The following is a 15,799-nucleotide window of genomic DNA, read 5'->3' as shown; positions in this document are numbered from 1 at the left end:
AAAGTAAGTCATGCTTTCATCGCTTAAAACTTCTGCTGCTAGACAAAAGCGGTCGGAACTAAAACTGAAAACCTTCATCGGATATTGTGATAAAGCCGACATTATAAAAGCGACTTGTGGCATTCATTTTTGAGCAACTGACTGAATGTGAAATTACAGTTTTGTGTTTGGCCTGCAGCCTTTTACCTCTTCTAGAAATTTACTAGCTTCACGACTTAACTGATCTAAACCTTGCTGCTCTATGGGCATGTGCCCAGCGTTTTCCAATAAAACAACTTTTTTATTGCAGGCCAAGCGCTGATAGAACTGTTCGCTGAGTTCAAATGGCGTCCATTTATCTTCTGCTGGATGAGCCAACAAAACCGAGCACGAGTTGAAGTTCTCGGGTTCAACTTTAGGTGTTGCAATCATAATCGAAAGCATGAAATGCAGCGGTGTTCGATTTCCACCACCGTTTGGGTCGTTAACAACAAGTTGATTAAATTCGGCATTATTCGATAAAGCGTGCATTTTAGAAAACCATTTCAAAGGAAGCTTTAGTGTTCCTAAAATGGGGTTTAGACATTTCAATAACGGTAAGATTGCCGCGCTCATTCGAGGGAATTTAGCGAAAGCAGCTCTAACAGAAGCCAATCGCGGATCACACAATGTGGTTGCGATAATGCCCTTAACATATTTTGATCTAGCTGCCGCATAGTACGCTAGCATCCCACCCAAGCTAAGCCCATACAATACGATTTTTTGCTGGCCTTGCTCTGATTCATGCTCAATTAAATCGACAACCAAATCTGCCCACGTTAGGTAGTCCACCTTTCTTTCCGGCGAATCAGTTAATCCATACCCTGGAAAGTCTGGCATCACGACTTCATATCCCTTCTCATACAGGTCGAGGGCCAACGGGCTCAACAAACGTGCATAGCCACCACCTCCATGCAGCATGATCACCTTTACGTCATCTTTGGTCGATGGAACATAACGATCTAAATGAACATTGATTCCCTGCCACAACCACCACTCCTCTTTGGGCTGGTTCTGGTGATTAATCCGTAGGTGTTCCGGAAAATAATCTTGGTAGTTTTGCCAGTATGATTCACTTTGGTAACTTGGTTGCTCTTTCATCAAACTCAATTCCTCCATTGGACTGCGTAGCGCTAAACGGTGCTTTAGATAACAGAACACTATAATATGAGCATTTACTCACATTAAATACTCGCGTTTATTTATTCTCATGAAAGTCAATAAAACCACCTCAAAGCCCCGTCGCAAGCCCGCTCAGAGCCGATCATCTAATACAGTGGATTGCATACTCGAAGCCAGCGCTCATATTTTAGTTAGCGAAGGACAGGGGAAATTAAACACCAACCACATTGCTAAAATCGCAGGAGTTAGCGTTGGTTCGATTTATCAATACTTTGGGAATAAAGAAACGATTCTTGCTGAATTGGGCAATCGCCATATTGATGAGATGCTCACAATCATTATGGCTACTTTACAAAAGCTGCCTTCTCTTGACCTGAAAGAAGCGCTTGAAACCATGGTGCATGCGGTTATGGACGCTCATAAGCAAGAACCGCAGCTACATCAGGTACTCGTAAGAGAGCTAAACAAACTAGACGGCTACACTCGCGTAGAAGAGCTCGATGGCGTATTGCTGAATTTAACCGAGAGCTTTTTGAAAAGCCGAGCCCATGAAATAAGTAGTGAGGATCTAAAACTCGCAAGCTTTGTGGTTATGCAAACCATAGAGAACCTTACCCATCAAGGTGTTTTGTTTGCCCCTCAAATTGATCTAAGCAAATTAACAAAAGAATGCTCACACATGCTTTATTGTTATTTGACAAGCTAATAGAGTGAAACTTCATTTGCCCTCTTTCGAAACAGTGCGACTCGAAAATATTCGTTGAAATGTCCGCTTTTCATAAACAGCCGATGCAATACATCTTCGAGGCGAAAGTCTCCTTCCCTCTTTTAGCCAACGTACAGCACCAACTCATATAATATTGTTTTTGTTATTCTTTCTAAGTAAGGATTTTATAACTGAAGAACATGGTTTATTACTTTTATAATTTCCATGCAAACAGCTATGTGTCGGTTAGATACTAGCCTTGTATTACAGATAAGGCTAGGAATCATGTTCATTATTTAATCAGAAATTCTGATTAATATAAGACTAGTGCGAGAAGAAAAAAATTGATTGATATCGATCAACTGCACACTGAAAACGACGTGAAGCAATTCAATAATTTGAGCAAGAAGTGTTTTATCAAATAAAAAAGGCAGAATGGAGACAGTCTGCCTTTTTGGTTTCTTTACATTTCGATTTACTTGAGCTTTCTCGCGCGGAATTTGCGCCCTTTTATTTTTCCTTCATTCAGAATATTCAACGCCTTGCGCATCGATCCTGATTTCACTGCGACATAACTTGCTCGTGCAACGATTTTAATTTTACCGACTTCAGAGCCGGCTATTCCGCCATCTGCTGTTAGGGCTCCTAACAGATCTCCGGGGCGTACTTTATCTCGTTTACCGCCAGAAATTTCTATCGTCACGAACTCAGGTTCAGGAAAACTACCCTTTGCCTTAAAGCTAGCAGCATCGAGATATTCAAGTGCTTGTTGGCGCTCACCTTCTAAAATTTCGAGCTTGTACCGTTGCTTCGCTGTGTAGATGCTATAAGCTTTTCCTGAGTGACCAGCGCGACCAGTCCGCCCAATACGATGCACATACACTTCACTGTCTCGTGGCAAGTCATAATTGACGACAAGAGCAACATCATCGACATCTAAGCCACGAGCCGCGACATCTGTCGCAACCAAAACACAGCAGCTTCCCTGCATAAATCGGGTTAGAACAGAGTCACGCTCGCGTTGTTCCAAATCACCATGAAGGGCTAGTGCGCTGGCGCCAAGATCATTCAGTGATTGCGCCAAGTCATCACAATCTTGCTTCATATTTGCAAAAACAATTGCGGTCGCAGCCTGCGTGTGACGCAAGATACGCGCGAGTACTTCTTGTTTATTACGCTCTTGTACTTCAATAAAACGCTGTTCGATATGATCGTCACTATGCTCGCTTTCTACAGTCACCATTACAGGATTATTCAATAATCGTTTCGCTAGGGAGGAAATTTTATCAGGATAGGTCGCGGAAAAAAGTAGGGTCTGACGTTGCGCAGGGCAGTGCCCTACAATATGTTCAACGTCCTCCAAAAATCCCATATCTAGCATTCGATCAGCTTCGTCCAAAACGACGGTATCAACGTTATTGAGTTTGAGCGTTTCTTTTCGTAAGTGATCTTTAATGCGTCCCGGTGTGCCCACAACAATATGTGCACCGTGTTCGAGCGAACCAATTTGAGGTCCCATTGGCTGACCACCGCACAAGGTCAATACTTTTACATTGTGCATACCTTTCGCTAGCTTGCGCGTCTCTTCCGCAACTTGCGTCGCTAATTCGCGCGTTGGGCACAAGATCAAAGTTTGAATACGATATCGCTTCGGCTCCAGTCTATTCAGTAGATTTAACGCGAAAGTCGCCGTTTTACCACTTCCCGTTTTTGCTTTCCCGATTAAGTCTTTTCCATCAAGCAAGTTTGGCAAGGCAGCACTTTGAATATCAGTCATAGTCTCGTAACCAGCTTTGTTTAAAGCATCCAACAATTCTGGTTTTAAAGCTAAAGAGGAAAAGCTTTGATTAGTCATGGCGTATAAATCTGTGAATAAAAAGAGAATGTTGCCGCACGCTGAATAGTGAATGAGCGCAGAGCAAGACAGAGGCGCTAGAGTAATCTAGTTGAAGAGAAAGTAAACCTTGAATCGAGGAGTTTAACCACGCTCATACATAATTTTCTTGGTGCCACCTTCACAGCTACCGACTTGTTCACCCGGAGCTGAGGCGTCTTTTTCAACAATAGTAAGCTTAAAGCTTTTCACCCCATTGTTTTTAATCTTGGCTTCGATCTCATCTTTCAACTCATTACAATCTTTGAGTTCTGCGCTAGCAATCAAAGGTAATGCAAGAAGGGTCATTGCTACGCCCCACGCGAAAATATTTTTCATAATCCACCAACTAATTTAGTTAACGGTAGAGGGAGAGTAGCAAAGAATCGAAAAGATGCAGGATTATAAATCGCTATGAAGGATCGACTTCTTGATAAACGACTTTGTAGCCAGAACCGCAGTAGCCCACCACTTTGCCTTCAACATCGTCATCGATTTCAGCAAGAACTAGCTCGAAACCGTCGTCTTCGTCTTGCCCATATTGAATCTGTAGATTAGACATCATCACTTCGCAATCCTTAGGCATTGCCATTAAAGATGACGAAAAGCCGAAAGCTACTAGCGCCAACACTATTGAGATTTTTTTAAACATGATGTGTACCTCCTGTATGTCCTTAAAGTATAGCAAACCTGCACCATTACTCGGTTCTAAGGCCCACAGAATAAGGGCTAGGATCTATTTCTGAGGACTGTGTATCAATTATTTTGCTTAATAACTCTACCGATGCCGGCGCTAATACCAAACCATTCCTAAAATGCCCTGCATTCACGTAAACGTGCCGATAACCTTCAATACGCCCAATACTAGGAATACCCTTTGGCGATCCGGGTCTCAGGCCGGCCCAATGATGACTCACCTGATATTCAGCAAGACTTGGGAATAAGGAGATAGCGCTGTCGATTAGCGATTGCTTCGCCTCTTCATTGGTTAGCTTTTCAAAGCCGGTATATTCAAGCGTACTGCCTGCGACCACCTTTCCGTCTTTTCTGGGAATCACATATCGGCCATCACTCAACACTACGCGATTGACTAAACCGACTGGCGCATCAAACACCAGCATTTGGCCTTTCACAGGTTCAATCTCTGACGAGATCTGAGGCATGAGCTGAGATGTCCATGCCCCCGAGCAAACCACAACTAAGTCAGCATAATCTATTTCGCCAGAGAGCAAGCTCACTCTACCCTCATCAATCCCTGCAATCTTTTGATTCTCACGCACGGTAATGGCCGCGTGAAGATTCATGATGGTCCTTAAGGCTCTTAATAAGCGCGGATTACGAACACTCGCAACCTTTGGCATCCACAAAGACGATGCAAAACCTGTTTTCAGTTTTGGCTCTAGATCATAGAGATGTTCGGCAGAAATTGTTTCCATCCAAGAGGCATTATTCTCGGCCCAGTTAAGCGCAGCCTGTTGGTCTTCAACATTCAACACTAATAAGCCGTGATGGCTAATCTCTGGATCGATACCACTTTCCGCTTCGAGATCTTCAATCAGCTCGGCGTAGATAGCTTGCGAGCGCTTTGCGAGCGCTGTCACTGGAGCCAAATAACGCCAGGGATATAACGGAGAGATAATTCCTCCCCCTGCCCAGCTCGCTTCGCGCCCTAGTTGGCCTTGGTCATACAAAACCACATCAAACCCATTGTGTGCCAAATCACGAGCCTGCAACATGCCAATCACACCCGCACCAACAACAATCGCCTTCATTCAAATCCCCTTAAAAATATGCGCTTGTATTCTACGCGCTGGCTGATGAAAATGGAGCACGAGTTAAAGGATTGACTCAACTTTTTATTCTCATCAAGGATTGATGTTATGACATATTCTTCGCATTACTCGCGTGGCTTTACGCTACTCGAGCTTCTCATCGCTTTTACAATCATCGCCATCACATTTGGCATTTCATTTGGTAGTTTTTCGTTTATTGAAAAACAACGTGTCGAGCAAAATGCACGCACTGTTATTCAAGCCATCATGTATGCGCGCAGCCTCGCGATTAAAGAAAACCAATCTGTTTTTATATGCGCAAGTGACAACGAAAGTCATTGCGATAAAAATTGGTCGAATACGATGATGATTTATCGCGACCTCAACGGGAATAAAAGCTTCGACGCAACCGATGACATGATTCACTTATTTGAACTTGGTAGTGATGATAACCGCATTCGCTGGGGTTCGTTTCGAAGACAAGACTATCTTGAGTTTTTACCGACAGGGATGACCAACTTTCAAAATGGCACCTTTACGGTTTGCGCAAATAATAAGAACGTTGAGACGGCGGTGCCTGTAATCGTCAATGTAGCGGGACGCCCATACTTTGGAAGAGATTCCAACAACGATGGTGTTCGTGAATATAGCGGTGGCAGCCCCGTGCGGTGCTCTTAAACAAAAAACGGGGCCAGAATATTTTTACTCTGGCCCCGTTGTCTGCATATTAATGCGAGTTTAACGCCAACAATCAGCTGGGTTAGCCGGCGTTTTTACACCCGCCGAATTAATCGTCATAGTGCCACAACGATCATTCGCCATAATATTTCCTACAACTGGTGCAGCTTGCAGAGTATATGTTTGAGCCGCTGTTGTATCAGCTGTGCCACCATCGGTCTGAGAAATAGTGATGGTATAAAAACGCGCAATTTCTTGATCTAAGCCATATAAACCAGCACCTGGCAAACCCGTATCGGCACCACCATCGGCAGCATTCGAGTAATGATTATTCTGCGTGTACCAGCGCTCAAGCGCTGAACTCAAACCCATCAGCTCGCTTTGCGCATTCGCGCGATGCGTTGACGCAACATTCTCTTGGTAACTTGGGTAGGCAATCGCGGCCAAAATACCGATGATCGCCACCACAATCATCAACTCAATGAGGGAAAAACCCTGCTGCTTATTTGTCTTCATGTTTTTTTCCTCTCATTATTGATTAATCAACTCGAACCAACCCAAACGACCTTCACGATCAGATGCAGTAGTCGCGGCGTGCTCGCCTTTATCGATACCCGTGCTGTCTTTTGGCTTCTCTTTGTTTGAGCTGAAGGTGTATTTACCAAGTACATTCGTCTCGTTGTTGAAGTTATCGCTCTTCATACCTGCGCCAACGTCGTTTTCGTCAATGAGGCCATCATCATTCAAATCAAGAATAGGCTTGCTTGGATTTAAGCCGGTTAGCAACGGCAAGGCATACAAGTAACTCGCACCACCACCTGAACACTCAGATACATCTGGTATCAAACTTGAGAACAAGGCAATCGGACCAACCTCTGAATCAAACAGCAACTCAGGTTTTTGCGTCACACGCTCACCTTCAGCTGATTCGCCAGAAACGATGAAGTCGACATACCAACCTTCGTTACTGTCCCAGTTCACGTCTGTACCAGTGAGAGACTTCACCTCATCCGTTTCCGTAAAGGTTCTAGCCGCTAGATCGGTACGGACAAGCTCTTGCTCAGTTCCGCTATCCCAGATGGTGTAATAGCTTTGGACATCTACATTCGCTTGGTCGCCATCTACTAAATACTGACCAGTACCAAAAGTAACTAAAGCATTTGGCGAAAAGCCTTTATTAGCTTGCGCACTGTTCAATGCCAAACTAGGTGCTGCCGTAATAGGCTGTGCCGCACCATTACTATCTTTTGCTGAGAATAATGGTTTTGGTGTTGTGCCGGAGTTATAGGCAGAGCCCCAATTGGCAGCATTTGTATTACTCACATCAAAGGCCCACATATTGCCTTTAATATCACCACCATAAATACGATCTGGAATCTGATCACCATTCAAGTCAACAGCCGTTACACCAGATAAACCATTTTTATCAAGCGAGGTACCTACACCCGTATCAATCACAACTTTGTCAGTTGCAGCCCATCCATCTAGACCTTCTTCGATATACAAGATCATGAGTGCTGCACGACCATTGGTTGACTCATAACCATTACCAAAGATAACCGCCCATTTGCCGTTATTCATCAATGAGATTAATGGAGCAGTCGTCAAGAAACCTAGATTTGCATCATCACTTTCAGTGAATTCCCACATTACAGTATTAGCAGCATTCGTCGCTGAGTCTGTAAAGTCATCAGGATTCGTCACATCCAGTGCAAATAAGCCTTTACCACCAGCACGCAGGCCACCAACTAGAACAGTTCGCCAGTCACGTGACACATCTGCAGAATTGCCTTTTGTATAGACGTCTTGCGCTACTGGCGTCAAATCTACGTAATACTGATGCGCATAGTTAGGGTCTGTTAGATAGTGCAATCCTTCACCCGCAACGCTTGAGTAGACCAAATTAGGCACATAAGCCATCACTTCTTTACCTGCGTCTGTGCCAGAATTAAGGCCGTTAAAGCCGTGAAGCATACCGCCATTCGCACCGACATATACAACAGGCGTACGTCCTGCTGCGCCGCCGTTTGCATCATCCTTGTCAGAAAAATCTGAATAACGGTTACCATCAACACCAAACAGTCCATCGTCTGGCCACGCAGAAGAAGGCTCCCCTACATAAACAGGTGCAGAGTGAATAACATCGGCCATACGGCTACCACGCGCTCGGAACGCACCGCCTTCTTTTGAGCGATCTCCGCGCAGGTAAGCTAGTCGATCCTGCGCGAGCGTGTCGTCAGGACTTGCCGCTTCTCCTGGAGGATTCGTGCGTAAGTCGTTTTTCTGAGCGTCCGTTAAATTCGCCCACTCAAAGGTTACACCATCCGATGCACCCTGTGTGTAGATAACTCGCTCTTGATCAGCAACTGAAATATCTCTTTCATCCAATAAAGCCGCAGCACCTGAAGCCTCACCCGCTGAGTTTGACCAAACAATATCAAGCACATCACCATTGCTTGGATCGAGTAAGCGTGCTTCTAAGTCACCACTCCAGTCAGACGAATTAAAGAGTGTTGTATAAATAGATGTGCCATCTTGCGCACGTAATGATGAAGAGTTAAAGGTTACACCTGAACCGCTACCAATAGATGTCACAATATCGTTGATCGCCGAACGCAGCGCTTCTTTCAAAGAATCAGGCGACGTTGCGCTGTACATTTCGCCACGGCCATTGACTGCTGCGTGATATAAATCATCCACCTGAGGAAGACCTTCATCAGAAACATCTGGCCAAACTGGTTCAGTATTAGCCCCATGAGCATCTTCCACAGCATGATGAGTCACACCAAAGATATTCCCGCGCAAACCTAAGCCGACGGTATAAGTGTTCATGTGTAGATTAGTATTACAGTCTAACCAAGCATCCGGACTCGCGTCTGCACAAAGCGGATTGACTCGCACTGCACCTGTTGGGAGGTCACCTCTCAAGTTCGTTGTATAAGCATCATATGCAATATCGCCGAGTGTCGTTGAGTAACTGTCTTGATAAGGGGCACCCGCAGAACCATCTTGGTTGCCGATACCGTCATTAAGCACAGACTGAACTTCGCTTGTTGTGTTTTGGGTATTAAAACCATCTGTGAACAACAATGTATAGTTTTTCTGACACTCACTGGTTATAGGGCCGGTTGTGCTCTTGAACTGATTGCGAGCATGATTCAATGCGCTACGCAGTGGTGTACCGCCCGCATTCACTCGCGTGTAGTGCTCGTCTAAGAAGGTACCAAGTTCAGTCCCTACACCAACATCTTTCATTTGTGCAGAACCAACAGTACGTCTGTTATTAATCCAGAACATGCCTGTTTTAATACCATTAATACCCTGAACCGCTGCTGCTAAGCCACCACGCATTGCTTGGTGACGACGACGATAATATTGGAACCAATTCGCGAAGTTTTGCTTTTCTTCCAATACAGTACGTGTAACGCCCGCACCGTTAATAAATGCCTCACCATCAGCTTGCGTTTTACCAATCTGATAGCGCGTGAGACAAGCACCGTCGAAAGCAAGCGATCTTCCAGATTCAATCAATGAGTCAGAACCTGAACTCTCTCCAATACGATATCTTTCAGGATTACGCGCAAACTCAAGATAGTGAGAAGGTGTTGATGCCGAACACTCTCGACGATCACCTAATGCACTAGGATCCACCAAAGTCATTATTCCTGTTGGCGTATCTGTATTCGAAGTAACAAGGATTTGATCCATCAAGGTACCACCTTCACGGTATGCGACCTCAAGCTCATAATTACCAGCAGTGAGATTCGCCTCACCCCACTTGACCCATCCCCAAGTATTATTTGGCATATTATTTTGCAAAGAGCCATAATCGCCTAATGCGTTGCCATTGCTGTAACTAACGCTTGGATCACTTCCCAATGGATTCGTTAATTTCGCCCAAAATGAATCCGAAGACCCTCCTGCGCCAAATACGCGCATCCAAATATAATGTGTTCCTGAACTCTTCGCCTCTACCGTATAAAGTGTTTTACCAGTGGCAGGCACACTCGTACGATTGCCCGTCCCTAAACTCACAAGCGTCCCGATAAAATCGCCACCACTTGTTACATTGGTGTCACGAGATGCTTGGATACGGTCAGATTCAGTACCAGAAGATTGCGTCTCTAACGCAGCAGCAAACTTCATTGGCTCAGAAATATTATCGGCAATTGGCGCTTTAGGCTTCTCTGCCTCTAATAAATCACTGTCTGTTACAGAGGGTGCGCCCGACCCAGAGCCTCCTACAGCGTGATAATAATAATGGTCGCTCTGATCTTTCAGATAGTAGGTTGCTGGATAAAATGTGTAGTCTTGGCGAGAGTTATCGGCACAATCGTCTGCACCACTCTCTTTACAAACCATGTCAGCATCGCGAATATCGTAATCCCAATAAGATTCCGTTTTAGTAGATGTATCTAAGTCTGCAAATAAGTTAACCGTACGTGTACCAAAAGCCGTTGTGACTGGCTCAACTAAGGTTGCTGTCACACTCGCATCTGTAAAGGTATAGCCATTGGTTTTCGCAACGCTATCAAACTCAGCATTAGTAAAGGTCGGCCAAGGATCATAGGTCACACTTGGGTCGTAATATGCCGTGTTGTATGCGGAACTTTTTGCTGATGCGTACTGTGCAATAGGGGGTATTGCATAGCGGTTGCTATAGAGGCGGCGACCGTCATACCCGCCTGTATCTACGCCGTTGGCAAATACGTAAGCATACTGGCCGTAGCCACCACTATTGAGGTAATCACCGTTTGAGTCTACAAAATTACCATCGCTTCTCAAACGCGGTGTACCATCATTGACAGGGAAAGATAGCTCCCAGTCCATACTACCGGAGTCATCAATCGCGAACATTAGGTTATGTTTCACAGACGAGCCTAACCATAATGGCTGGTCTGCTAACTGACCTGGAGCAGAATAAGCAATAGTAGGTGCGGTCAGATATGTGACCAGCGCACACCAACGAAGTTTGCGTTCGAATGTTTTCATAGCACGCCCCCCTGCAAGGTCGCTAGAGCTTGATGCTTCTGTCGTATGTCTATTGATCAAGCTCATAGTTTTTTACCGTAGTATGTTTCAATAATGCGTTGTGAATTCGCGGTACCACCTGTACTACGCGCGACAATTCTAAACGTTGTGATTAAAGGGTTACCGGTGCCTGAACCATAACCACCACCGGTTTCACCAAAGTCACCCTGACCGGTGTTTAGACCATCATCTTCGACTGAACCCGCAAGCTCTATAAAGTAACGTGGTTGCACTGTTTGCCCTGCCACGGCACCCGCTGCCTGGGTGGCGGTATTGTTTACGTCATCAACCCAAATGCTGGCATCAAATGGGTCTGGCGCATTACCATTGGTATAAAACGGGCCAGTTGAATTGAAACCCGTTGTCGAAATAAACGCTTCAATAGCTTGCTCTGCAGCGCGAACGGCTGTTTCTGAACCTTGCAGTGCAACGTTGCCGTCTTGAATCGCTGCAGACATCTTCCCTTGCATAATGGTGTCGTTCATTGAGCTCACACCCAATACCGTCAAGATCAACAAGAAGATAAGCGAGATAAATAAGGCAGCGCCTTTCTGCTTTTTAGGGTTTAGATTCTGCATAGTAGATACGTGTGTCATATTCGCTCCCTATTTCAAACGATTGCGAATGGTATTCGTAGTTTCATACGGCACATAAAAGCGTAAGTCCGCAGCCGTCGTAGCCGTGCCATTGAAGTTATAGGTTTGGTTTTCCGCAACTGTGCGATCTTCAGACGCGGTAAGAATGCGTGTGCGTACTGCTACAACATTCAAAAAGTCATCGACGTCATCGGCAGCCACATAGCGATTCGCTGTTCCATCATCATTAGTATCTTCACCGTAAAGCACCTGCATATCTTCCACGCCTTCGGCGATCTCTTGAGTCGAAAACGAGGAAGTCTCGCCAGAGCGGTTAATCTGCGTCATGAACAGTGCGCGACCACCATCGGCCGTATTGCCGACGTGGTATGCAGTAATAGTAGGTAGGTACAAGTAACTACCGTCAGGATCATAAATATCATCAGCAAAGTTGGCGCTATTGTTATGCGATGTCCCATGATTAAGCACGTTCGTTGCTGTTGGGTCACTCGTTATAGAGAATAGCTCAGCACGCGCACAACTCGATACGATCACTAGGTCGTTTGTTGCGATATCACAAGAAGAAGCATTCGGAACAGTAATCGAAGTTGCATCAGAAGCTGTGACACTCAATCCACATGACTCTGCACCATGCACGATAAATACATCCGTTCCGCTTACAATTTGTTGTGCACCTGTCCCGACACTCAAGCCCATGTTGTTCAGTGTTGTAACTGCGCCAGTCACATTATCAAAGCCGGTAATACCATTGTCGCCATTGAAACGAATTAGCTCGTTTCGAAATGCTACATTCGAGAATTCGCTCGTGTCTGCTCCATTGGTGAATGGTGAACTCGCATCTCCCGATGCACAGCCAAGAAACGCTGCAGCACGCACTCCACGAGACAAAAACTCCATCGAGATACGACCGCTTTCTTGAACGCGTGCAACTCCACCTTGAAGATTGAAAGCCTGACTATTGCTATTAAAAATTTGGAATAAACCAAGCAATAGGAAAGAACTCAACGCCAAGGCAACGAGCAATTCAACAAGTGATAAGCCTTGTTGTTTCGAATGTTGTGTCATAGTGCTCTACTCCTTAAGGCTCAAATGAAAGATCAATAGAGCTTGTCGCGATGCTCGTTGTACCTTGCTCGACACGGTCTGTCCACTGCACCCTTACGGTATAAACGCTGCCATTCAAAGCAATAGAACCCTGACCTGCCGGGAGAGATCTTGCTAGATTTGCTTGCCACTCAAATCGATCATTGATCGCCATATCTGCAGAAGAACATCCTGTTGTATTCAGGCAATTTGCTTTGGCACTGCCTCCCGTTCCATCACCATAATCGCCATTATCAACGCCTTCGCTGTTCGCGCGCATACGATCAGCCATATCATTGGCATAGTACAGTGCAACACCGCGATAACTTGAGTTTGAGGTGTCTTGCACAGCTCTCACCTGCATACTCGCCATGCCTAATAAACCAACTGCTAGAATTAGCATCGCCACCATAATCTCAATCATAGAGAGACCTTGCTGATGATGTTTGCCTGTAAAGGTAAGTTGTCTCATGTCATTCATCACTCATTAAGGACAGGTAAAATTATTCACGTTCACGCGACCCGACAAAGCCACGGCTATCTGACGATCATCTAAGCCTGCTTGAGCAGTACATAGATTGAAGCTGATCGCAGGTGTTGCAAAACCAGCGCCGTTGAAACTAAAAGTACCAGCGGTGCCTGTTAAGGTAAGTGCACCGTCAATGGCATCGAAACGTCGGATCTCTTCGTTGGCATCAAAGATCGCATCGCCATCAAGATCTACCCAAATGCGATATCCACTAGTCCAATTGGTTGGTGTACCGACATCTAATGAATTCACCTGAACAACTCGACCACGCTGAGCCGCTTCAGCTCGCGCCAAATTCAACGCTCCCACGACATTGTTTGCGGTGGCACTAATTTGGTTGCGCGCAATAAGATTGCCGAAGCTAGGTAAGGCAATCACAGCAACGATGCCCGCTACGACAAGCGCTAACATAAGTTCGATGAGAGTGAATCCTGATTGTTTCATCTGTCCGCCATCTTGGTTTTCGATTTGTATACTGTAGATGCCCAGATGTAAAAATGAGTCTGCTTAGCGATCAACGGTTGTTATTGTTGATAAACGGCAATTCTACGAAGCGAAATGCGAGGCAAAACACAAAAACAGAGGGCTTTTCTTCAGCTTAGCTAAGAATTGAAGATATGTAGGAAAGATTCAGATATTTATTAAGAAAAACAGATGGATAGCGCAGAAGAAGGGCTTGGGGCCAGAGTAAAATTACTCTGACCCCAATATCGTCAAATTTCCTTAACGGGAATCCTTAGTTCTTTAGGCATTGAGAAAACAATATTCTCTTCTCGCCCATCGACTTCTTTGCTAGACGTTGCACCCAACTCTTTAAGTCGATCAATAACTGCTTGTACTAAGACTTCTGGCGCTGAAGCACCAGCTGTGACCGCGACATTATTAACACCATCAAGCCAAGCGTCTTCGATCTGAGACTGATCATCAATCAAATAAGCTTTTGTTCCCATACGCTCTGAAAGCTCACGTAGACGATTTGAGTTAGAGCTATTTGGAGAACCAACCACTAACATCAAATCAGAAGAAGGAGCCATTTGTTTTACAGCATCTTGGCGATTTTGCGTGGCATAACAAATATCGTCTTTTCTCGGGCCTTGAATTTTCGGGAACTTCTCTCGTAAAGCATCAATCACCACTGAAGTATCGTCCACAGATAAAGTTGTCTGCGTTACATACGCTAGGTTTTCAGGATCTTTGACAGATAACTGAGCAACATCGCTTGCGTCTTCAACAAGATAGATAACTCCGCCATTAGAATCATCGTACTGTCCCATCGTACCTTCGACCTCAGGGTGGCCTTCGTGGCCAATCAAGACGCACTCCATTCCATCACGCGAGAATTTGGTCACTTCAAGATGTACTTTCGTGACAAGAGGACAGGTCGCATCGAAGACTTTCAAGCCTCGATCTTGCGCTTCATTTTGCACAGCTTTAGACACGCCATGCGCACTGAAAATCACCAAAGCATCATCAGGTACTTCATGCAACTCATCAACGAATATAGCGCCACGATTCTTTAGGTCATCCACAACAAAACGGTTATGAACAACTTCGTGACGCACATACACTGGCGCTCCGAATACCTCTAATGCACGATTAACGATCTCAATCGCGCGATCGACACCAGCACAAAATCCTCGGGGGTTAGCAAGTTGAATTTGCATGAGTTGAACTATGATCCCTAAATAGTTTCTATCGAAACGATCTTAACCTTGAACGTTAATGTATCGCCAGCTAGCGGATGGTTGAAATCGACCACCACTTCTTCGTCGTCAAACTGCTTTATAACGCCAGGCAACTCAGACTGACTCGCATCAGCAAAAGAAATGACTAGGCCTTTTTCAAGTTGCATATCTGCTGCGAAGTCGGAACGTTTAAAGGTTTGAACATTATTTGGATTTGGCATCCCAAACGCTTTTTCTGGAGTCACGAGCCAAGCCCCCTCCTCACCTTCTTTCATGCCATCAAGGCAGGACAAGAAGCCATCGGGTAATTGACCATCACCATACTCAAATGTCGCTGGGTTAGCGTCAAAATTAGAATCGACGACTGAGCCATCTTGCAGGCTCAAAGAAAAATAAAGCGTGACACGTGTGTCCGCAGAAACAACTAAACTCACGTTTTTAACTACCTAAATGGAACGTTAAACAGAAACGAAATCGCTCTCTAGTATATGACTCGAGACTATATTGCCCGAGACTCAGAACGACTCTTTGGTTTTGGGTTACCGTCTTCGTCCTTGCTACGGAACATATCTAATACCAACATTGCGGCACCAACCGAGATAGCGCTATCTGCAATGTTGAAGGCTGGAAAGTGATAATCGTTCCAGTAAAAATGAAGGAAATCGACAACATATCCCAGCATTATCCGGTCATACAGGTTACCTAG

At 45.1% G+C, this 15,799-nt stretch carries 16 protein-coding genes; 2 read left to right on the top strand and 14 right to left on the bottom strand.

Translation table 11 applies throughout. From position 1 onward, the window contains the following. Positions 1-153: 153 nt before the first annotated feature. On the bottom strand, positions 154-1,119 hold the full coding sequence (locus A3738_RS12825; RefSeq protein WP_197472084.1) for an alpha/beta hydrolase: 966 nt from the start codon (positions 1,117-1,119) through the stop codon (positions 154-156). Between the two features lie 175 nt (positions 1,120-1,294). On the opposite strand from A3738_RS12825, the gene A3738_RS12820 reads away from it, so the two are divergent. Then, positions 1,295-1,846, top strand: coding sequence for a TetR/AcrR family transcriptional regulator (locus A3738_RS12820; RefSeq protein WP_068478552.1), 552 nt, complete (start codon positions 1,295-1,297; stop codon positions 1,844-1,846). A 475-nt stretch (positions 1,847-2,321) separates the two neighbouring features. Here the strand turns inward: A3738_RS12820 and dbpA are convergent, their stop codons facing one another. From dbpA to thiO, 4 genes are all read right to left on the bottom strand, one after another. Further along, entirely contained in the window at positions 2,322-3,701 is a 1,380-nt protein-coding gene (dbpA, locus tag A3738_RS12815; RefSeq protein WP_068500613.1) for an ATP-dependent RNA helicase DbpA, read from the bottom strand. Positions 3,702-3,824: 123 nt separating this feature from the next. Next, on the bottom strand, positions 3,825-4,058 hold the full coding sequence (locus tag A3738_RS12810) for a DUF1161 domain-containing protein (RefSeq protein ID WP_068478554.1): 234 nt from the start codon (positions 4,056-4,058) through the stop codon (positions 3,825-3,827). Positions 4,059-4,131: 73 nt separating this feature from the next. Further along, positions 4,132-4,371, bottom strand: a complete 240-nt coding sequence (locus A3738_RS12805; protein WP_068475058.1) for a hypothetical protein — start codon at positions 4,369-4,371, stop codon at positions 4,132-4,134. A 46-nt stretch (positions 4,372-4,417) separates the two neighbouring features. Beyond that, the gene (thiO, locus tag A3738_RS12800; protein ID WP_068478556.1) at positions 4,418-5,491 is read right to left on the bottom strand and encodes a glycine oxidase ThiO; all 1,074 of its coding nucleotides are present in this window, start codon (positions 5,489-5,491) and stop codon (positions 4,418-4,420) included. 108 nt (positions 5,492-5,599) lie between these two features. Between thiO and A3738_RS12795 the strand changes: the two genes are divergently transcribed. Next, positions 5,600-6,169 carry a GspH/FimT family pseudopilin gene (locus A3738_RS12795; protein WP_068478558.1) on the top strand — a complete coding sequence of 190 codons (570 nt, stop codon included), beginning with the start codon at positions 5,600-5,602 and terminating at the stop codon, positions 6,167-6,169. A gap of 60 nt (positions 6,170-6,229) precedes the next feature. Here the strand turns inward: A3738_RS12795 and A3738_RS12790 are convergent, their stop codons facing one another. The 9 genes from A3738_RS12790 to A3738_RS12750 all read right to left on the bottom strand — a co-directional run. Further along, entirely contained in the window at positions 6,230-6,685 is a 456-nt protein-coding gene (locus tag A3738_RS12790; protein ID WP_068478560.1) for a type IV pilin protein, read from the bottom strand. Positions 6,686-6,700: 15 nt separating this feature from the next. After that, the gene (locus A3738_RS12785; RefSeq protein WP_068478562.1) at positions 6,701-11,227 is read right to left on the bottom strand and encodes a pilus assembly protein; all 4,527 of its coding nucleotides are present in this window, start codon (positions 11,225-11,227) and stop codon (positions 6,701-6,703) included. Continuing rightward, positions 11,224-11,796, bottom strand: a complete 573-nt coding sequence (locus tag A3738_RS12780) for a PilX N-terminal domain-containing pilus assembly protein (protein ID WP_068500397.1) — start codon at positions 11,794-11,796, stop codon at positions 11,224-11,226. The genes A3738_RS12785 and A3738_RS12780 overlap by 4 nt, the downstream gene beginning before the upstream one ends. Before the next feature lie 9 nt (positions 11,797-11,805). After that, the gene (locus A3738_RS12775) at positions 11,806-12,861 is read right to left on the bottom strand and encodes a PilW family protein (RefSeq protein WP_068478566.1); all 1,056 of its coding nucleotides are present in this window, start codon (positions 12,859-12,861) and stop codon (positions 11,806-11,808) included. Positions 12,862-12,874: 13 nt separating this feature from the next. Then, positions 12,875-13,351 carry a type IV pilus modification protein PilV gene (gene pilV, locus A3738_RS12770; protein WP_197472083.1) on the bottom strand — a complete coding sequence of 159 codons (477 nt, stop codon included), beginning with the start codon at positions 13,349-13,351 and terminating at the stop codon, positions 12,875-12,877. Between the two features lie 15 nt (positions 13,352-13,366). Further along, entirely contained in the window at positions 13,367-13,852 is a 486-nt protein-coding gene (locus A3738_RS12765) for a GspH/FimT family pseudopilin (RefSeq protein ID WP_068476874.1), read from the bottom strand. A gap of 269 nt (positions 13,853-14,121) precedes the next feature. Then, positions 14,122-15,072: a 4-hydroxy-3-methylbut-2-enyl diphosphate reductase gene (ispH, locus tag A3738_RS12760; protein WP_068478568.1), complete on the bottom strand. Its 951-nt coding sequence runs from the start codon at positions 15,070-15,072 to the stop codon at positions 14,122-14,124. A gap of 17 nt (positions 15,073-15,089) precedes the next feature. Continuing rightward, positions 15,090-15,527 (bottom strand): peptidylprolyl isomerase, encoded by a 438-nt coding sequence (locus tag A3738_RS12755; RefSeq protein WP_068478570.1) that lies wholly within the window; start codon positions 15,525-15,527, stop codon positions 15,090-15,092. Positions 15,528-15,592: 65 nt separating this feature from the next. Beyond that, on the bottom strand, positions 15,593-15,799 hold a 207-nt coding region (locus A3738_RS12750), incomplete at its 5' end, for a signal peptidase II (RefSeq protein ID WP_197473840.1).

It is taken from the genome of Oleiphilus sp. HI0066, assembly GCF_001635725.1.
This window is presented reverse-complemented; position numbering and strand designations above follow the sequence as displayed.